General features: G+C 75.6%; 21 protein-coding genes. 12 read left to right on the forward strand and 9 right to left on the reverse strand.

The genetic code is table 11. The features are described from left to right. Positions 1-88: 88 nt before the first annotated feature. From QSK52_RS17130 to QSK52_RS17150, 5 genes are all read left to right on the forward strand, one after another. The gene (locus QSK52_RS17130; protein WP_285736947.1) at positions 89-1,015 is read left to right on the forward strand and encodes a slipin family protein; all 927 of its coding nucleotides are present in this window, start codon (positions 89-91) and stop codon (positions 1,013-1,015) included. A gap of 132 nt (positions 1,016-1,147) precedes the next feature. Further along, on the forward strand, positions 1,148-1,570 hold the full coding sequence (locus QSK52_RS17135; RefSeq protein ID WP_285736948.1) for a CBS domain-containing protein: 423 nt from the start codon (positions 1,148-1,150) through the stop codon (positions 1,568-1,570). A gap of 85 nt (positions 1,571-1,655) precedes the next feature. Beyond that, positions 1,656-1,838, forward strand: a complete 183-nt coding sequence (locus QSK52_RS17140) for a CopG family transcriptional regulator (protein WP_285736949.1) — start codon at positions 1,656-1,658, stop codon at positions 1,836-1,838. A 2-nt stretch (positions 1,839-1,840) separates the two neighbouring features. Further along, positions 1,841-2,182: a VOC family protein gene (locus QSK52_RS17145; RefSeq protein WP_285736950.1), complete on the forward strand. Its 342-nt coding sequence runs from the start codon at positions 1,841-1,843 to the stop codon at positions 2,180-2,182. Between the two features lie 34 nt (positions 2,183-2,216). Further along, positions 2,217-3,092 carry a class I SAM-dependent methyltransferase gene (locus tag QSK52_RS17150; protein WP_285736951.1) on the forward strand — a complete coding sequence of 292 codons (876 nt, stop codon included), beginning with the start codon at positions 2,217-2,219 and terminating at the stop codon, positions 3,090-3,092. Positions 3,093-3,171: 79 nt separating this feature from the next. On the opposite strand, the gene QSK52_RS17155 is transcribed toward QSK52_RS17150, so the two are convergent. Together QSK52_RS17155 and QSK52_RS17160 are read right to left on the reverse strand one after the other, a co-directional pair. Then, entirely contained in the window at positions 3,172-4,101 is a 930-nt protein-coding gene (locus QSK52_RS17155) for an SGNH/GDSL hydrolase family protein (RefSeq protein ID WP_285736952.1), read from the reverse strand. Between the two features lie 115 nt (positions 4,102-4,216). Beyond that, on the reverse strand, positions 4,217-4,672 hold the full coding sequence (locus QSK52_RS17160) for a PaaI family thioesterase (protein WP_285736953.1): 456 nt from the start codon (positions 4,670-4,672) through the stop codon (positions 4,217-4,219). Positions 4,673-4,770: 98 nt separating this feature from the next. Between QSK52_RS17160 and QSK52_RS17165 the strand changes: the two genes are divergently transcribed. Next, positions 4,771-5,877 (forward strand): PP2C family protein-serine/threonine phosphatase, encoded by a 1,107-nt coding sequence (locus QSK52_RS17165; RefSeq protein ID WP_285736954.1) that lies wholly within the window; start codon positions 4,771-4,773, stop codon positions 5,875-5,877. 105 nt (positions 5,878-5,982) lie between these two features. After that, positions 5,983-6,981, forward strand: a complete 999-nt coding sequence (locus QSK52_RS17170; protein WP_285736955.1) for a Gfo/Idh/MocA family protein — start codon at positions 5,983-5,985, stop codon at positions 6,979-6,981. A gap of 74 nt (positions 6,982-7,055) precedes the next feature. Here the strand turns inward: QSK52_RS17170 and QSK52_RS17175 are convergent, their stop codons facing one another. Next, positions 7,056-7,442 (reverse strand): hypothetical protein, encoded by a 387-nt coding sequence (locus QSK52_RS17175; protein WP_285736956.1) that lies wholly within the window; start codon positions 7,440-7,442, stop codon positions 7,056-7,058. A gap of 139 nt (positions 7,443-7,581) precedes the next feature. Between QSK52_RS17175 and QSK52_RS17180 the strand changes: the two genes are divergently transcribed. Then, positions 7,582-8,835 (forward strand): erythromycin esterase family protein, encoded by a 1,254-nt coding sequence (locus tag QSK52_RS17180; RefSeq protein ID WP_285736957.1) that lies wholly within the window; start codon positions 7,582-7,584, stop codon positions 8,833-8,835. A gap of 7 nt (positions 8,836-8,842) precedes the next feature. On the opposite strand, the gene QSK52_RS17185 is transcribed toward QSK52_RS17180, so the two are convergent. From QSK52_RS17185 to QSK52_RS17195, 3 genes are all read right to left on the reverse strand, one after another. After that, complete coding sequence (locus QSK52_RS17185) at positions 8,843-9,664, reverse strand: hypothetical protein (protein ID WP_285736958.1); 822 nt, start codon at positions 9,662-9,664, stop codon at positions 8,843-8,845. 193 nt (positions 9,665-9,857) lie between these two features. Continuing rightward, positions 9,858-10,853 (reverse strand): glycosyltransferase family 2 protein, encoded by a 996-nt coding sequence (locus QSK52_RS17190; protein ID WP_285736959.1) that lies wholly within the window; start codon positions 10,851-10,853, stop codon positions 9,858-9,860. 233 nt (positions 10,854-11,086) lie between these two features. Continuing rightward, the gene (locus tag QSK52_RS17195; RefSeq protein ID WP_285736960.1) at positions 11,087-11,950 is read right to left on the reverse strand and encodes a lytic transglycosylase domain-containing protein; all 864 of its coding nucleotides are present in this window, start codon (positions 11,948-11,950) and stop codon (positions 11,087-11,089) included. A gap of 567 nt (positions 11,951-12,517) precedes the next feature. On the opposite strand from QSK52_RS17195, the gene QSK52_RS17200 reads away from it, so the two are divergent. From QSK52_RS17200 to QSK52_RS17210, 3 genes are all read left to right on the forward strand, one after another. Next, positions 12,518-13,798: a metallophosphoesterase gene (locus QSK52_RS17200; protein ID WP_285736961.1), complete on the forward strand. Its 1,281-nt coding sequence runs from the start codon at positions 12,518-12,520 to the stop codon at positions 13,796-13,798. An 88-nt stretch (positions 13,799-13,886) separates the two neighbouring features. Continuing rightward, positions 13,887-14,225, forward strand: a complete 339-nt coding sequence (locus tag QSK52_RS17205; RefSeq protein WP_285736962.1) for a hypothetical protein — start codon at positions 13,887-13,889, stop codon at positions 14,223-14,225. Beyond that, a complete protein-coding gene (locus tag QSK52_RS17210) occupies positions 14,213-14,344 on the forward strand; it encodes a hypothetical protein (protein ID WP_285736963.1) in 132 nt (43 codons plus the stop codon). The genes QSK52_RS17205 and QSK52_RS17210 overlap by 13 nt, the downstream gene beginning before the upstream one ends. Positions 14,345-14,392: 48 nt before the next feature. On the opposite strand, the gene QSK52_RS17215 is transcribed toward QSK52_RS17210, so the two are convergent. Next, the gene (locus QSK52_RS17215; RefSeq protein WP_285736964.1) at positions 14,393-14,863 is read right to left on the reverse strand and encodes a DUF2000 domain-containing protein; all 471 of its coding nucleotides are present in this window, start codon (positions 14,861-14,863) and stop codon (positions 14,393-14,395) included. Positions 14,864-14,912: 49 nt separating this feature from the next. Between QSK52_RS17215 and QSK52_RS17220 the strand changes: the two genes are divergently transcribed. Beyond that, positions 14,913-15,710 (forward strand): helix-turn-helix transcriptional regulator, encoded by a 798-nt coding sequence (locus tag QSK52_RS17220; RefSeq protein WP_285736965.1) that lies wholly within the window; start codon positions 14,913-14,915, stop codon positions 15,708-15,710. A 204-nt stretch (positions 15,711-15,914) separates the two neighbouring features. On the opposite strand, the gene QSK52_RS17225 is transcribed toward QSK52_RS17220, so the two are convergent. Further along, a complete protein-coding gene (locus QSK52_RS17225; RefSeq protein WP_285736966.1) occupies positions 15,915-16,358 on the reverse strand; it encodes a hypothetical protein in 444 nt (147 codons plus the stop codon). Between the two features lie 66 nt (positions 16,359-16,424). Further along, positions 16,425-17,438: a questin oxidase family protein gene (locus QSK52_RS17230; RefSeq protein WP_285736967.1), complete on the reverse strand. Its 1,014-nt coding sequence runs from the start codon at positions 17,436-17,438 to the stop codon at positions 16,425-16,427. Between the last annotated feature and the right edge of the window lie 22 nt (positions 17,439-17,460).

Consider the following 17,460-nt stretch of genomic DNA (forward strand, 5'->3'; position numbering starts at 1 on the left):
GTGGGACGGCGCGGGACGGCGCGGAGTAGCGTGGAGGTGCGGGCCCGGGCGCGGCCCGGTTTCCCGGTCTCGGGTCGAGGTGACGGCGATGATCGTGGTCGACGCGTTGATCGCGCTGCTGGTGGTGCTGGCGGTGTACGCCGGACTGAGCGTGCGGATGGTCCAGCAGACCCAGCGCGGGGTGGTGTTCCGGTTCGGACGGGTGCTGGGCGAGGTGCGCGGGCCGGGGCTGGCCCGGATCCTGCCCGTCGCGGACCGGTTGCGGCGGGTGAACGTGCAGACCGTCACGATGCCGGTCCCCGCGCAGGAGGGCATCACCCGCGACAACGTGACCGTCCGGGTCGACGCGGTGGTGTACTTCAAGGTGGTCGACCCGGTGAAGGCGATCGTCGACGTCCAGGACTACAAGTTCGCGATGTCGCAGGTCGCGCAGACCTCGCTGCGGTCGATCATCGGCAAGAGCGAGCTGGACGACCTGCTGGCCAACCGGGAGCCGATCAACCAGGGCCTCGAACTGATGCTGGACAGCCCGGCGTTGGGCTGGGGCATCCAGATCGACCGGGTCGAGATCAAGGACGTGGCGCTGCCCGAGTCGATGAAGCGCTCGATGGCCCGGCAGGCCGAGGCGGACCGGGAGCGGCGGGCCCGGATCATCACCGCCGACGGCGAGTTCCAGGCGTCCGCGCGGCTCTCGGAGGCGGCGAAGGTGATGGCCGCGACGCCCGCCGCGCTCCAACTGCGGCTGCTGCAGACCGTGGTGGAGGTCGCCGCGGAGAAGAACTCGACCCTGGTGCTGCCGTTCCCGGTGGAGCTGCTGCGCTTCCTGGAGAGCGCCACTGGGCGCGCCACCGCACAGGCCACCGAGGCGGCCCGGGTCGCCGAGGCGATCGGCCCCGAGGAGCGCGCGGAGGACGAGCGGGGCGTGGAGCAGCTGGAACTCCCGCAGGTCGCCGCCGCCGTCGAACGCGCCGACGGCCAGGGCCCGTTGCGGGTGGCCCCGCCGCACGCGGCCTGAGCGGTCCGCCCCGCGCGGCCCGAGCGGCCCGCCCCAGCGGTGGCGGACCGCCCCGGCCCGGGGCGAGCATGGAGGGGACGGACGTACCGTGCACGGGGCCGCCGTGCGCCAGCCATCTCGGGAGGTCCGGTCATGACCACCGCGAAAGAGATCATGCACCCCGGAGCGGAGTGCGTCACCGGCGAGCAGACCCTCGCCGAAGCCGCCCGGATCATGCGCGACCGCGGCGTCGGCGCGCTGCCGATCTGCGGCGAGCGGCAGAAGCTGCTGGGCATCCTCACCGACCGCGACATCGTCCTCAAGTGCGTCGCCGAGGGGCGCGACCCCGCGGCCGTCCGCTGCGTGGAACTCGCCGTCGGGCGCCCGATGGTGATCGAGGAGGACGAGGAGGCCGACCTCGTGCTGCAGGTGATGGAGGAGCGCCGGGTGCGCCGCCTGCCGGTGATCAACCACCCGGACCACCAGCTCGTCGGCATGATCAGCGAGGCGGACATCGCCCGCCACCTCTCGCAGGAGCGCCTCGCCGAGTTCGTCACCGCCGTCACCGCGCGCTGAACCCCGCCGCACCACCGGCCGGAGCCCGCCCCTCGCGGGTTCCGGCCGCTCTCGTTCTAGCTTGCTAGCATGCTAGCCTCTGAGTGTGGCCACCGGAGATGTCAAACAGTTCAACGTCTACCTGCCGATCGAGCTGATCAAGCAGGTCAAGTTCCGCGCCGTCGAATCGGGCACGTCGCTGTCGGCCCTGGTGGCCGAGGCCCTCCGTGCCTACCTCGACGACGGCGCCGGAGGGGATCCGGCCGCAGGGCCGGGGGAGGAGGGTTGACCGTGTCGACCGAAGGCATCGAGGCCGTGTTCCTGACCACCCACAACTGGGGGCGGACGGCCGGGTTCTTCCAGTCGCTGGGCTACCGGCTGGACTTCGAGACCGACCACGCCTCGGGGCAGCTCCGCAACGGCGACGGGCCGTACCTGTTCGTCGCGGAGGTCCCGGAGAGCGAGCAGCCGCAGGCCCGGATCGTCCTCAAGGTCCCGGACGCCGACGCGTTCCGGCCCGGCCCCGGGGTCGAACTGCTCACCCCGTTCGAGGACACCCACTACGGGACGCGCGAGGCGACCGTCCGCGACCCCGACGGCCGCGAGTGGACCCTGCAGGCACCCGCGAAGTGAGGGGAGGACGACGGAAGCCCGGGGGAGGACGACGATGAGCGGCAGCGACCCGGCCGAGCCCGACAACACGGCGGTGCGGACGGCCCTGTGGCGCGCCCTGCACCTGGCCGCGGACCCGCCCCCGCACGTGTTCCGGGACGAGATCGGGCTGCAACTGGCGGACCCGGACGGGCGGGCCGACCCGGACGGGCGGTGGCGGCAGCGGCCCGACATGGACCCGGCGGGCACGGCCGGGTTCCGGGCCGCGATCGTGGCCCGGGCCCGCTGGGTCGAGGAACTCGTCGACGAGCGGGCCGCGCAGGGCGTCGACCAGTACGTCCTGCTCGGCGCCGGACTGGACAGCTTCGCCCAGCGGCGGCCCCAACCCCCCGGCGGGCTGCGGGTCTTCGAGGTCGACCGGCCGGGGCCGCAGCAGTGGAAGCGCGACCGCCTGACCGCCCTCGGCCACGGCGTCCCCGACTGGCTGCGCCTGGTGCCGGTCGACTTCGAACGCGGCGAGGACTGGCTGGAGCGGTTGGCGGCGGCCGGGTTCGACCCCGGCCGCCGCGCCGTGGTCGCCTCGGTCGGCGTCAGCATGTACCTCAGCGAGGACGCCACCCGCGACGTGCTGCGCGAGGTCGCCGGACTGGCCCCCGGAACGACCCTGGCGATGAGCTTCCTGCTGCCCGCCGACCTGCTCGACCCGGCCGACCGGGCGGGCCTGCGCACCAGCGGCGAGGGCGCCCGCCGGGCCGGGACGCCGTTCCGCAGCTTCTACACCCCCGGGCGGATGCTGGACCTCGCCCGGGAGGCCGGCTTCCGGGAGGTCGCCCACCTCCCCGGCCGGGCCCTCGCCGCACGCTGGTTCACCGACCGGCCGGACGGCCTCCGGCCCTCCAGTGGCGAGGACTTCCTGCTCGCCACCGTGTGAGCGGGCCTCCCACCGGCCGAGCGGGAGGCCCGTCGGGCGAGCGGGCCTCCCGCCGGGCGAGCGGGAGGCCCGTCGGGCGTCACTTCAGGTACTGCGCGGGCACCTCGGCCAGGAAGGCGTCCGCGATCACCTGGTAGCCCGCGTCGTTGGCGTGGATGTCGCCGCGCGCCATGTTGGTCCACTGCAGGATCCGGGCCACGTTCAGCGGCACCTGCTGCCCGCCCAGCGGCACCGTCGGCGCGAAGGCGTCGGTGGCGAAGGCGCCCGCCACGTCGGCCGTCGGGACGCGGTGGCGGGCGTCCACCGAGCCGATCACCTGGTTCAGCGAATCGCTCAACCGCACCGAGGCGGTGGCGAGTTCCTTGCCCCGGTCGCCGGTGGTCCAGGCGGCCAGGAACGGGTCGTACAGGTTCATCCCGACGATCCGGGTGTGCGGGCCCGCCGCCGCCCGCAGCTCGCCCAGGATCCGGTCGAGCCCGGTGCGGACCTGCTCGATGCCGTTCAGCGCGCACGGCAGGTCCAGCGTCCCGCCCGCGGCGCAGCGCTGCACGTCGTTGGCGCCGATGTCGATGGTCACCAGCACCTCGTCCTTCCGGTGGGAGGCCAAGTAGGAGACGGCGGCCTCCAGTTGGGAGCCGGTGAAGGAGTGCGGGTACGGGCAGCCGCCGTCCGCCATGGTGCCGGTGGTCTCGCCCGGGCAGCCCAGGTCGGTGAACTCGAACGGGCGGTGCTGCTGCGCGGCCCGCGCGCCCAGCGTCCGGGCCAGGTCCTGCGCGTAGCCCCGGCCCACCACGTGCCCGCCGGTCGGCGTCGACTGGTAGCCCGCCGCCAGCGAGTCCCCGAGCGCCAGGTAGTACGCGGGGCGGTGCGGGCCGCCCTTCCCGCCGTTCCCGGCCGGTCCGGGCTGCCCGCCCGGCGCGGCGGCGGCGGGAACGGCGCCCGCCGCGGCGAGCGTCAGGGCGGCGAGAGCGGCGGCAACGAGCGTGCGGCGGCGCGCGATTGGGCGCACGGAACCTCCAGGCGGTGGATCGCGATCGGATCGACCAGGGGAGGCTACTGCCCGGTACTGCCGGTGGGTAGGGGTCTCGGCCCGACTGCCGGTCCCCGCTCCCGGGCAGGGCCGCTCAGCCGGGGAAGGCGTAGACGGTGGTGGCGTGGGCGACCGGGTCGGTCGGGGCGTCCGGGGTGACCAGGGTGATGTCGGCGAAGGCGACCCGGCGGCCCAGCTTGGTCAGGCGCGCGGTGACCAGCAGGTCGGTGCCGCGGGCCGGCCGCTGGAAGGTGGTGGACAGCTGGACGGTGGTCATCGGCGCGAAACCGCCGAGCGCCGCGGAGATCGCGATCACGGTGGCGGTGTCGGCCGCCGCCGTCATCGCCTGTCCGGACAGCCCGCCGCCCTCCCGGGCCAGCCGGTCCGACCAGGGCAGCCGGAGCACCGCGTGGCGCTCGCCGGTCTCCACGACGGACAGCCCCAGCTCCTGCACCCAGGGGGCGAAGTGCTCGGCGAGGATCCCGTCCGCCTCGGCGGGGGTGAGCCTGCGGTCCACGGGGTCGGTGGCGGGGGTAGGGGTGGTGGCCATGGGGCCGATGGTAGGGGCGGGCGTCACGCAGCGCCATAGCCCGTGCGCGCAGCGTGCACCGGGTCGTGGGGGTGGCGGCCGCGGTGCATGGTGGTGGGGTGGGAGTGCGGCGGAGACTGGTCGAACTGCTGGGCGAGTGGCGCACCGGGCACCTGATGGTGCTGCTGCCGCTCGGCCTGATCGTGCTGATCTCCGCCGTCGACATCACGATCTCACCGAACATCCACCTCGGCCCGCTGCTGGTGGTCGCCCCCGCCATCACCCCCTCCTTCGCGGGCACCCGGCTGACCGCGCTGGTCGGCGTCCTCGCGCTGGTCGCGCAGGCCGTCATCGCGGCCCTGCACGGCGGCCTGTTCACCCCCAACCACCAGGCGCAACTGCTCGCCCTCACCGTGGTGACCGGCGTCATCGTCGCCTACACCCGCCTCCGCGAACGCCACGACCGCGAACTCGTCCGGGTCCGCACCGTCTCCGACGCCGTCCAGCGCGTCCTGATGCGCCCGCTGCCCGACCGCGCCGGGCCGCTGAGGATCGCCACCCGCTACCTCGCCGCCGACGACGAGGCCAACGTCGGCGGCGACCTGTACGCCGCCGTCCGCACCCCGCGGGCCACCCGCCTGCTGATCGGCGACGTCCGCGGCAAGGGCCTCGCCGCCGTCGGCGACGCCGCCGCCCTGCTCGGCGCGTTCCGCGAACTGGCCCACCGCCACGAGGACCCGGCGACCCTGGCCGACGCCCTCGAGGCCTCCTACCGCCGCCACCTCGACGAACTCGCCGACAGTGGCCAGGACGTCCAGGAGAACTTCGTCACCGCCCTCGTCCTCGACCTCCCCGACGACCGCCCCACCGCCCGGATCGCCGACTGCGGACACCCCCCGCCGCTGCTCCTCACCCCCGGCCGCGCCCGGCCGCTCCCGCTGCACCGCACCGCCCCGCCGCTCGGCATGAGCGCGCTGGGACCGGTCGAGCGGCGCACCGAGGAGTTCGACTTCCCGCCCGGCAGCACCCTGCTCCTCCACACCGACGGCGCCATCGAGGCCCGCGCCGCCGACGGCACCTTCTACCCCCTGCCCGACCGCGCCGCCGCCCTCCCCGCCGACGGCCCCCACGCCCTGCTGGACGCGCTGCGGCTGGACCTGCTCGCCCACGTCGGCGGCCGCCTGCTGGACGACGCCGCGCTGGTCGCCGTCACCCGGCTGCGCTGAGGGGCCTCCGGGGCGGGGTCCGCCCCGCGGACGGGGCTGTCCGGGCAGGTGGGGCGGTGGATAGGGTGGGGCGGCCCGCACCGTCGTCGGACCGGAGGAGCCCCCGTGCAGCCGATCACTGACCGCCCGATCCGTTGGGGCGTCCTCGCCACCGGCGGGATCGCCACCTCCTTCGTGGAGGACCTGGCGGCCGTCCCCGGCGCCGAGGCGTTCGCCGTGGCCTCCCGGCGGGAGGAGACCGCCCGTGCCTTCGCCGACCGGCACGGCATCGCGCACGCGTACGGCAGCTGGCAGGAACTGGCCGCCGACCCCGAGGTCGACGTCGTCTACGTGGCGACCCCGCACGCCGCGCACCACGCCGCGACCGCGCTGCTGCTGGAGTCGGGCAAGGCGGTGCTGTGCGAGAAGCCGTTCACGCTGAACGCCGGGCAGGCCGCCGAACTGGTCGCGCTCGCCCGCAAGCGCGAGGTCTTCCTGATGGAGGCGATGTGGACGTACCTCGACCCGACGGTGCGGCGGATCGCCGAGCTGGTCGCGGACGGGGCGATCGGTGAAGTCCGCTCCGTGCAGGCCGAGTTCGGGTTCACCGCGGAAGAGGACCCGACCCACCGGCTGTGGGACCCGGCGGCGGGCGGCGGCGCCCTGCTCGACCTCGGGGTGTACCCCGTCGCGTTCGCCCAACTGCTGCTCGGCGCACCGGAGTCGGTGCAGGCGTGGGCACGGCTGACCGACCTCGGGGTGGACGCCAACACCGGCATCCTGCTCGGCCACGCGAACGGCGCGACCGCCCTGCTGTCCTGCTCGCTGGACGTGCAGTGCGGCCAGCGCGCCTCCGTCCAGGGCAGCACCGGCCGGATCGAGATCGACCGGGACTTCTTCCACCCCGCCGGGTTCACCCTGCACCGGTACGGCGCCGAGCCCGAGGTCTTCACCGGCCCCGCGAGGGTGGGACACGGCTACGGGCTGGAGGCCGCCGAGGTGGTGCGCTGCCTGCGCGCGGGCGAGACCGAGTCCGCACTGGTGCCGCTGGACTCCACGCTCTCCGTGATGCGCAGCCTGGACGCCGTCCGGGAGCGGATCGGGGTCCGCTACCCGGGCGAGTGATCCGCCGGTCGGCGTCCGCGCCGAGGAGGGCGTGCGGGTGGCGGCGCACCTGGGCCATTGCCGTGCAGCGTAGTTCACCCAGCGTCGTGGCCCGGCTCGACCCGGACGGCGCGCCGCTCCGGAGCCGCCTCCCGCACCGACTCGTCCACCCGGGCCTCCCGCGGCGCGGGCGGTAACCCGTCCGGCACCTGCCGCGCCCACAGCGATGGCACCAGCGTGAACATCCGCAGCGCCACCGCCGTCCGTCCGGGCAGCACCCCCCACGAGCGCGACCGGCGCCCGTCCCGCTCCACGCACGCCCCGCCCGGCACCACCGCCATCGCGAACGGCCCCTGCAGGGTCGGCGGCAGCGGGGCCGGCCCCTCGACGGCCGCCGACAGCGAAGCCGGTCCACCCGCCCGTGCCACCTCCGCCAACGAGGCCCGCGCAGCACGGAACCCCTCCTCGGAGCCCGCGCGCATCGGCGCGAGCAACCCCGGCAACCCACCCGGACACGGACTCGAACGCACCTCCGGAGACGGCCGCGACCCATCTCCCGGTACGGACCTCCACGGCAGCCGGGTGAAGCCCGGACCGGCCCGCCGGGGTAGTCTCGCCGCCATGGGGCGGCGGACGGACGGCGAACTGGACGCATGGCTGGGGCGGCACGCCCGGCGGCTGGAGGCGCTGACGCCCGGGGCACCGACCGAGGACCTCCGACCGCTGGGAGCGGCGCTCCGGGACGTGCGGGTGGTCGGCCTCGGTGAAGCCACCCACGGGACGCGGGAGCTGTTCCGGCTCAAGCACCGGCTGGTTGAGTTCCTGGTCACCGAACTGGGCTTCACCGCACTGGCGATGGAGGCGCCCGCCGCCGCGGCCGACGCCGTCGACGCGTACGTCAGGGGCGGGTCCGGCGACGGCGCCCGGGCGCTGGACGGCCTCGGGTTCTGGATCTGGCGGACGCACGAACTGCTCGACCTGGTCGAGTGGTTGCGCAGGTGGAACCGGGGCCGCCCGCCCGCCCGGCAGGTCGGGTTCACCGGCATCGACGTCCAGCAGTGCGGCCCCTCACTCGTTGTGCTTGACGCGCTGCTGCGCGAGGCGGCCCCCGGGCGGATCGCCGACCTGCTCGATCCGCTGCGCCCCTCGGCCACCGCGGCCCCCGGCTCCCGGCCCGACCCGGAGGGCCGACTGCTGGCCCTGGCCGAGGAGTTGGCGGCCCTGGTCGCGGCGGTCGCGCCCGCGGACACCCATGCGCTGCGGCACGCCCGGCTGCTGCGGGCGGCGGTCGACCTGGTGGGCCGGGAGCGGCGGCACCGTGACCCGGAGCGGACGGCCTGGGCCGTGCGGGACGCCTACATGGCCGAGGCGGTGGACGGGCTGCTGGCCGACCCGGCTGCGAAGGTCGTCGTCTGGGCACACAACAGCCATGTCACGCAGGCGAGTTGGCGCGGCACGTGGCCGACCCTGGGCAGCCGGCTGCGGGCCCGGTACGGCGAGGCCTACTACGCGCTCGCGCTGCTGCTGGGACGCGGCGGGTTCCGGGCCCGCCGCACCTGGCCCGGCCCGTGGACCAGCCCGGCGCCCGGCCCGATCGCCGTGCACCGCCTCGGCCGGGCCCCGGCCGGGACGGTGGAGGCCAGGCTGCTGGCCGCCGCCCCCGGCGACCGGCTGCTCGACCTGCGCGGCGCGGCCGACGCTCCGCCCGAGGTCCGCCGCTGGCTCCACGATCCGCAGGGCGTACGGGAGTTCGGCGCGCTGGCGCCGCGCTGGAGCCACCGCTTCCAGCGCGCCCCGGTGGTGCTCGGCGCGTGCTACGACGGCGTGGCGCTGGTCGCCGAAGGGAGCGCCAGTCGTCCGCTGGAGCGCGGTTGACGCAGCGTCAGGTGCCGTCGGGGGCGGTGGAGGGCTGCTGCGGGATCACCGGCTGGCCCGGGTCGGCGGGCTCCGGCAGGGGGAGCGCGGTGGCCGTCGCGGCCGCAGCCGGAGCGGGGGCCTTGGCGGTAACGGGGGCGGGGGAGGCCGGGGCGACGGGCTGGATCTTGTCGTCGCGCTCGTCGTCGCCCGCCCCGTCCTTGGTGGTCAGGACGGTGTCGAAGACCTCGCGGAGCTTGTCGGTGGCCTGCTTGGAGAACAGGCCGCACAGTCCGGCGATCCCGGCGAAGCCGTACGGGTTGGTGGCGGTGCCGTCGGTGCCGTTGGCGAACAGGCCGCCGCGCAGCAGGAAGTAGACCAGCAGCGCGAGCGCGCCCCCGATCGCGGTGCGCAGCAGGTACCAGGGCAGCCAGCTGGGCAGCAACTGCCGGTTGCCCGCGTAGGTGGCGAAGGAGGTCGCGGCGTGCACGAAGCTGCCGAGGCCGCTGGCGGCGAGCACGGCCAGCAGCATGGCGGTGTTGGAGGTCAGGTGCCAGGGCCCGAGGCCGAGCACCGTCCAGGGCAACGGGTCGCCGGTGGGGGCGTGTTCGGCGGTCAGCGTGGTCAGCGGCGTCCAGACGCTGATGAGCACGGCCATGCAGAGGAACGCCTCGACCAGCAGCAACGTCCCCAGCAGCAGGAGCGTCCAGCCGGAGAGCTGCTGCTGGGGCGGCAGTTGACCGGACGACCCCGGGAGCGGCCCGCCGGAGGTCTCGGTCGGGTCGGTGGCCGAGGGGTCGGCGGCCGGATCCGGCGTCGGGGCCGCCGACGGGGAAGCGGGGGAGGACATCGGGGAGTTCGCCTTCCGGTCCGGTGGTGCGTGCGGGCCTGCGTGCACGGAACTGGGCGCGGTGAGCAGAGCGCGGGCGGACTCGAACTGTCCGCGGGCACGGACTCTACCCCGCGGACCGGGCCGACGGGGCGTCAGGCGGCCGTCGCAGCCGTGTCGTCGGCGGGTCGCGGCCGGACCCGCGGGGGGCGGCTCAGCGGCGGCCGCCCGCCAGCCGGGAGAACTTGGCGACCTCGAAGGTGGCGTACGAATTCGAGGCCAGCAGCGAGAACTTGATGCCCTCGCGGCCCTCGGGGCGCCGGTACCCCTGCGGCAGGAAGCGCTTGTAGTGCTCGGCGGCGCGCTGGAAGAACTGCGGGCGCTCGGCGCGGGTCAGGCACCCCGGCAGGTCGAAGACGAACAGGTAGTGCCGGATCATCCTGGTGAACAGGTGCGGGCGCACCGCGGCGGTGACCGGTTCGGCCTCGGCGGGCTGGGCGTCCAGCAGTTCGAAGGTGCTCTCGTAGCGGTCGAAGACGTCGAAGTGGGTGGCGCCCTCGCTGCCCGCGGGGTGCAGGGTGTGGCGGCGGCGGATGGTGACGCACTCGCGGTCCAGCACCGCGACCCGGGTGGCGGCCAGCAGCGAGCGGTGCACCGCCGGGACCTCCTCGTAGAAGCCGTCCGGGAACGCCGGGATGGTCCCGCTGCGCATCAGCCGGTCCCAGACGAGCGGCGGGGCGCCGAACAGTTCGGGGCGCTCGGCGGAGGAGAACACCCCGGGCCCGGCGGCGGCCAGCAGCTCGGCGGCGTTGCCCGGCCAGAGCTTGCCCCGGTACTCCCGGTTGTGGCCGAACAGCAGCACGTCGACCTCGCCGGTCTCGGCGAGCCGCGCGTCCATCGCCTCGAACGCGTCCTCCGGCAGCAGGTGGTCGGCGTCCAGGAACAGCAGGTACTGGCCGCGGGCGTGCGCCGCCCCGGCCATCCGGGCCCGCCCGATGCCGGTCTCGGCGTCCAGCCTCAGCACCCGCACCCGGGCGTCCCGCAGTTCGTACGCCTCGACCAGCCGCTCGGGGCAGTGCTCGGACGGGGTCTGCACCACGATGATCTCGAACTCGCGGAAGGACTGCCCGAGCAGCGAGTCGAGACACTCCTTCAGTTGTCCTTGCTCGTCGTAGGCGGGCAGCACGACGGTGATCAGTGGTGGGGCCATGGCCGGGAGGCTAGGGGCGGGGACAGCCTCAGGCAAAGGTCGGAAGCCGCACCAAAGCGGCGATACCGGACACCGGCCGCGGGACGTTCGCCGAATCTTCACCGAACGGACATGATTGTGCGATGAAATGTCCGGATAGAGGACGGAACGCCGCGACTTGCTGACGTATCGTCAGATGTCCGCACGGTGGTGGAGCTGCGGAGACCCCGTGCGAGCGGCCCCGCGGCCACCCCTCAGTACCAGTTGTGCGCCTGCCAGAACGACCACGCCGCGCACGGGCTGCCGTACGCCTCGTTCATGTACTGCAGGCCCCACTTGATCTGCGTCACCGGATTGTCCCGCCAGTCCGCCCCCGCCGAGGCCATCTTCGACCCCGGCAGCGCCTGCATCAGCCCGTACGCGCCCGAGGAGGCGTTGGTCGCGTGCACGTCCCAGCTGCTCTCGCGCTCCACGATGTTCGAGAAGCACTGCAACTGCCCCGCCGGCACGATCTGCGCCGCGATCTGCTGCGGCGTACCGCTGTACGCGGAGGACGAGGAGGACGGGGAGGCGGTGGCGGCCAGTGACGGACGCTGCTGCGCCCGGGACGCCGCCGAAGCGGATGCGGACGCGGCCGCCCGGGCCTTTGCCTCCGCGGACGCCTTCGCCGCCGCCTCGGCCTTGGCCTTCGCCTTCGCGGCGGCCTCCGCCTTGGCGCTGGCCTCCGCCTGCGCGGACGCCGACGCGCTCGCACTGGCCTCCGCCGCCGCCTGCGCCGACGCCGAAGCGGCGGCCTCCGCCTCCGCCTGGGCCGAAGCCGAGGCAGCTGCCGAGGCGGACGCCTCCGCCTCCGCCCGGGCCTGCTCGGAGGCGGAAGCAGAGGCGGAGGCCGAGGCCGAGGCTGCGGCCGCGGATCGGGAGGCGAAGGCGTCCGCGGCCGGCTGCGGCCGGTTGGCCAGGGCCGGACCGGCGGCGGCGTCGGCCGGCGCGGCGTTCTGCGGCAGTGCGAGCGCCAGGGTGGCGGTGCCCGCGACGGCGAAGGTGGCGATGCCGGTCACCAGGACGCTCCGGTGGCGACGGAGCTTCTCCGAAAGGGTCAGGGTCCTGCGATGGTGCACGGAGACCTCTCCTCGCGCGGGGGCCGGACGGCCGGACGGACGGACACGGTGGCCGCCGACCGGAACGCGGGGCGCGTCACGGGCCCGGCGGCCGGGGACCGGCCGGGGCGCATCCGGCGCACGCGGTGGCAGGCAGTCCGGCGGTCGAACCGGCCGGACTGCCTGGCGGACGGGGACATTCTTGGCAGACGCCGAACAACCGAACAATGGCCCCCGGAACTACGCACCGTAGTAGCCGGCCTGGCGGCGGAGCCACCGCGACCCGCACCCGCCCGGACCGCGGAACCGCCCCTCCGGGCCCCGCCGGACACCCCGCCGCACCGGAGTTGACCTGGGAGTTCTCCCCGTCCGGCCGACCGATCCGATGACGCGGGACGCCCACCGCCGCGGTCCGCCGCACACCAACTACCCGGGATCGTGGACCACCGCCCCGATGTGCGCGGGCTCACAGGGGGTCACCGGGAACCGAACCCGGGCCACCATCCACCGCGCCCGCCCGGCCACCCAGCGTCCGCCCGAGGCCGCCCCGCCGACCGGCGCGCCCGGACCGGCACCGATACTGGCCGGATGACGATCGCGGTGACGGCGGTGGCGGCCCTCGGAGTGCTCGGGCTGCTCGGGGTGGCGCACTGGTACCTGTGGCGGCGGCTGGTCCGCGACGTCTCCCGTCCCGGCGGCCGGTACCGGCGCACCGGCACCGTCCTGGCCTTCCTGCTGCCCGCCCTGATGCTGCTCGCGCTGGTCGGCGGACGCGCCTTCCCGCTCGCGGTCGAGCGATGGTTCGCCTGGCCCGGCTACCTCTGGGCGGCCGTCGGCCTCTACCTCCTGCTCGCCCTGCTGGTCGGCGAGGCCCTGCGCCCCCTGCTGCGCCGCCTGCACCGCCGCCGGACCCCGGAACCCGCGGCGGCCGTCCCCGCGCCCGTCACCGTCCCCGCGACGCCCCCGGCCCCCGCCGAGCCGCCCGCGCGACCCGCCGCGCCCGAACCGGCGTCCGCGCCCGCGTCCGCGCTCGAACCCGCCGAGGCGTCGCGGCGGCTGTTCGTCTCCCGGCTGGTGGCCGGGGGCGCGGCGGCCGTGGCCGTCGGGGTGGTCGGCAACGGCACGTACGGGGTGCTGCGCGGGCCGCGGCTCAAGCACGTGACCGTCCCGCTGGCGAAGCTCCCGCGCGCCGCGCACGGGTACCGGATCGCGGTGGTCAGCGACATCCACCTCGGGCCGATCCTCGGCCGCTCGCACACCCGGCGGATCGTCGACACCATCAACGCCGTCCAGCCGGACCTGATCACCGTGGTCGGCGACCTGGTCGACGGCACCGTCCCCGAGCTCGGTCCGGCCGCCCGCCCGTTGGCGGACCTGCGGGCCAAGGACGGGGCGTACTTCGTGACCGGAAACCACGAGTACTTCTCCGGCGCCGCGCCCTGGGTGGAGTTCGTCCGCGAGCTGGGCGTGCACCCGCTGGAGAACGACCGGGTCGAACTGGCCTGGTTCGACCTGGCGGGCGTCAACGACCTCGCGGGCACCGCGCAGGGGCAGGGCCCCGACTACGCGAAGGCGCTCGGCGACCGCGACCGCAGCCGCGCCTCCGTGCTGATGGCCCACCAGCCGGTCACCATCCGCGACAGCGTGCACCACGGCGTCGACCTCCAGCTCTCCGGCCACACCCACGGCGGACAGCTCTGGCCCGGCAACTACCTCGCCGAACTGGCCAACCCCACCGTCGCGGGCCTGGAGCGCTACGGCGACACGCAGCTCTACGTCACCCGCGGCGCGGGCGCCTGGGGCCCGCCGGTCCGGGTCGGCGCCCCGTCCGACATCACGGTCGTCACCCTCGCCTCGCTGCAGGTCTGACCGACGGCAACTCCCGTCCGCACGGCGCTCGTTCGGCCCCGGAAAACCGGTGGCGACGACCGGGCGCCGGTCGGCAGGATCACCGTCCATGGAACGTGAACCGCAGCAGCGGGACGAGGAACGGCAGGACGAGGAACGGCAGGACGGGGGCCTGCGGATCGACCCGGCGTCCGGCGCCGCGGCGTGCGTGGAACTGGCGGCCGACAACCACGGCCTCCGGCTCGACGGCACGGTCGCCACGCTGGCCGAGCTCGACGCCCTGAGCGCGGAACTGACCGCCGACGGCCCCCTGGAGGGGAGCGGCTCAACCTCTGGTGGAACCTGCTCTCGACGTACACCGGTGAGCTGCTGGTCCACGAGTACGGCGGCCGGTGGGTCCCGGGGGAGGACCCGGATGGTCCTCCGGCGGTCGAGGTGCTCGGCCTGACGGCCTTCCCGTTCAACAACGCCCTGCGGGTGCTGCAGGGCGAGGAGGGCAAGCAGCTGTCCTCCTTCGTCAGCGTCGTTCCGGCCGTCGCCCGCCACAAGGGCACCGACCGGAAGTGACCCCGGCCCGGGCTCCGGTCCGGTCCGCCGGTCCGGGGCCGCCGGGGCTCAGGGGTGCATCCGGGCCCCCTTGAGCACCTTGTCCACCGCGTTGCGCGGCCCGTGCAGGGCCAGGCCGACCAGGTCCAGCCCCGCCGTCGGCACGGCCCGGACCGCGGCCCGGTTGTCCCGGTCGTTGCCGGTGGCGAACAGGTCCGCGGTGAACACCGCCAGCGGCAGCCCCCGCGCCAGCGCCCGCCCGTGCGCCGTCGCCAGCAGCTCGCGCCCGCCCTCCAGGACCAGCACCGGCTGCCGGAACATCGGCAGGTAGCCGGTGCCGTCCGCGTCCGCGTACGGCTCACCGATCAACTCCGGTACGGCGGTGCCCAGTCCGCTCACCAGGAAGGCCGTCACGTTCAGCCGCTGCCAGGGTGCGAGGTCCTCCCGCAGCAGCACCGCGATCTTGCTGTCGAAGCGGACGGGGGCGGTCGTAGAGGCGGGGGCGGGGGCGGGGGCGGGGGCGGTCGAGGTGTTGTCCATGGACCGAGCCTGCCGCCCGCCCCGCCGCCGGATCTTGTACGTTCTTTGCATGCCCGCAGCGCCGCCGGAGGAGACCACCGCCTGGCGGCCGCGCGTCCCCGGCGTGGTCGAGGTGTTCCACGCGCACTTCACCGCGCACCGCTACCCCATGCACGTCCACGACTCCTGGACGCTGCTGATCGTCGACGACGGCGCCGTCCGCTACGACCTCGACCGCCACCACCGGGGCACCCCGCGCGACACCGTCAGCCTGCTGCCCCCGCACGTCCCGCACAACGGCTCACCGGCCACCGAGGACGGCTTCCGCAAACGCGTCGTCTACCTCGAACTCGACCGGATCGGCAGCGAGTTGATCGGCCCCGCGGTCGACGGACCCGACCTCGCCGACCCGCTGCTGCACCGCCGGGTCGGCCAACTGCACACCGTCCTCGGCGCACCCGGCGAGGAGCTGGAGGCCGAGAGCCGCCTGGCCCTGATCGCCGAACGCCTGCGCCACCACCTGCGCCCCCGCACGGGCACGCCGCCGCCCGCGCCCGGCCTCGCCCACGACCTGCGCGACCTGCTCGACGCCCGCCTCACCGAGCGCACCACCCTCGACGCCGCCGCCCACCGCCTGCACGCCCACCCCGCCCACCTCGTCCGCACCTTCACCGCGACGTTCGGCCTGCCCCCGCACCAGTACCTCACCGCCCGCCGCATCGACCGCGCCCGCCACCTGCTCCTCGACGGCCACCCCCCGGCCGCCGTCGCCACCACCCTCGGCTTCCACGACCAGTCCCACCTGACCCGCCACTTCCGCCGCATCGTCGGCACCACCCCGGGCCGCTTCGCGCGACGACGGCGGTAGCGCAGGGGCGGGGGCCGTCCGCGCCGCGGGGCGCTGCGCGGGCGAGGGGGGTGACGGGCAAGGGAGGGGCTGGGTTCGGCCGCTTCGCGGAGCGACGGCGGCGGTGGGGCGAGGGGCGGCCGCCACGGCGGGGCCGCTCCGCACGACGACGGCGGTGGCGCGGGGGAGGGGGCCGTCTGCGCGGGGGGCCGGGGCGCCGCGGGGTCAGGGCCGGGGGCGGAGCGGGCCCAGGGAGGTGAGCAGGGCTTCGTCCAGCGGGTGTTCCCAGGAGGCCACGCTGACGTGGGTGCGTTCCCAGTCGAAGACCAGCAGGGCCACCCGCCGGTCCGCCCAGTGGTGGCGGACCGCGGGCCGGGGCACTCCGGTGACGGTGACCGTGGTCTCCTCCAGGTCGGGCGGCCCGAGCAGCCCGGCGTGCTCCGGACGCCCGCGGCGGCCCAGCAGGTTGCGCAGCGCGGCCGCGCTCTGCTCCCGCACGGCCGACTGGGCGAACACCAGCAGCGGGGCGGAGCGGCGCCCGGCGGTCAGGTACGAGTGGAGCACCGAGTCGACCACCCGCGGTCCGCCGCCGCTGCTGCTCCCGCCGACGACAGCGACACCCCGGTGCCCGCCCCAGCCGGGGATCCCGAGGACCGGGAACTCCGTCAACTCCGCCTCCACCGCTCACGGACCGCACGCCCCGCCGCCCACCGTACCCGCCCGGGCCGGGTCCGTTCAGCGCAGCGGGCGGCTCAGTTCGATCGCGTACAGGGCCGCGGCGAGGGCCGGTCCGTCCCCGACGTCGAGGGCGGTGTCGGTCAGTTTGAGGACGTGCTCGTCGCCGTGGGCCAGCGCCCGTTCGACGACCTCCTCCGGCGTGCACCCGACCGTCGGGGCGCGGTCGACCGGGGCGTCGGGCGCGTACATCGCGGTGACCGCCGCGGAGGCGGTCCAGGCGGCGTGCAGGCTCGGCGCCCACAGCTCCCCGGGGAGCGCGGGCAGCGTGCGCAGCACGGCGTTGGGCGCGGTCGCCGCGTGGACGAGCATCGTCTCCTCGCCGTGGCCGTGGGTCGCGTACCGGTGGGTCGCGGCCCGGACGAGTTCGGACAGCCGCCGGTGCGCCTCGGCCGGGTCGGTGACGGCGGTCGTCCAGTCGGGCAGGGCCGTGACGCGCGCCAGCCGTTCGGGGAAGCCGCCGGTCCGCCCGGCGACCGGCACCACCGCGTCGAGCGCGGCGGCGGCGCTCCCGGTGACCGGCGCGGCCGGGCGGGCGGCGAGCGGGTGGTGACGGGCGGCCCAGTAGCCCAGGCCGTGGGCGAGTTCGGCCAGCCGGGGCCCGGTCTCCGGCCCGGCCAGCAGGGAGCGGACGGCGTGGCCCACCCGGATCACGGGGTGGGTCGAGCCGCCGTACAGGCCGGGCAGCAGCCGGGGCCACCACCGGGCGAGGACCTCGCGCCACGGACGGTCGGCGAGCTCCCGCCCGAAGTGGTCGATCCAGTCGGCGACGCGGCGCGGATCCCCCAGCGCCCGGCGCCGGTCGTCGGCGGTGGCGAGGCGCCCGACGCGCGCGGGAAACTCCTCCAGGCGGTCCGCGTACAGGTCGAGCCAGCGGTGCACGGCGTCCGCCCGGCCGCGGGCGGCCAGCGCCTCCACCGCCATCGGTGCGTGGTTGGTGAGCCGTCCGAGCCGTTCGGGGCCGCAGGCGTGCAGCCGTTGGAGGGCCTCGTCGAGGGTGCCGGTGGTGTCCACGGGAGGGACGGTAGGCGGGCGC

The organism is Kitasatospora phosalacinea (genome assembly GCF_030268885.1).
GTDB lineage: Bacteria > Actinomycetota > Actinomycetes > Streptomycetales > Streptomycetaceae > Kitasatospora > Kitasatospora phosalacinea_C.

Coding starts and splice junctions, on each gene's coding strand:
- QSK52_RS17130 (WP_285736947.1), top strand. CDS start 89: ATGATCGTGGTCGACGCGTTGATCGCGCTGCTGGTGGTGCTGGCGGTG.
- QSK52_RS17135 (WP_285736948.1), top strand. CDS start 1,148: ATGACCACCGCGAAAGAGATCATGCACCCCGGAGCGGAGTGCGTCACC.
- QSK52_RS17150 (WP_285736951.1), top strand. CDS start 2,217: ATGAGCGGCAGCGACCCGGCCGAGCCCGACAACACGGCGGTGCGGACG.
- QSK52_RS17160 (WP_285736953.1), bottom strand. CDS start 4,672: ATGGCCACCACCCCTACCCCCGCCACCGACCCCGTGGACCGCAGGCTC.
- QSK52_RS17175 (WP_285736956.1), bottom strand. CDS start 7,442: ATGCGCGCGGGCTCCGAGGAGGGGTTCCGTGCTGCGCGGGCCTCGTTG.
- QSK52_RS17180 (WP_285736957.1), top strand. CDS start 7,582: ATGGGGCGGCGGACGGACGGCGAACTGGACGCATGGCTGGGGCGGCAC.
- QSK52_RS17185 (WP_285736958.1), bottom strand. CDS start 9,664: ATGTCCTCCCCCGCTTCCCCGTCGGCGGCCCCGACGCCGGATCCGGCC.
- QSK52_RS17190 (WP_285736959.1), bottom strand. CDS start 10,853: ATGGCCCCACCACTGATCACCGTCGTGCTGCCCGCCTACGACGAGCAA.
- QSK52_RS17200 (WP_285736961.1), top strand. CDS start 12,518: ATGACGATCGCGGTGACGGCGGTGGCGGCCCTCGGAGTGCTCGGGCTG.
- QSK52_RS17205 (WP_285736962.1), top strand. CDS start 13,887: ATGGAACGTGAACCGCAGCAGCGGGACGAGGAACGGCAGGACGAGGAA.
- QSK52_RS17215 (WP_285736964.1), bottom strand. CDS start 14,863: ATGGACAACACCTCGACCGCCCCCGCCCCCGCCCCCGCCCCCGCCTCT.
- QSK52_RS17220 (WP_285736965.1), top strand. CDS start 14,913: ATGCCCGCAGCGCCGCCGGAGGAGACCACCGCCTGGCGGCCGCGCGTC.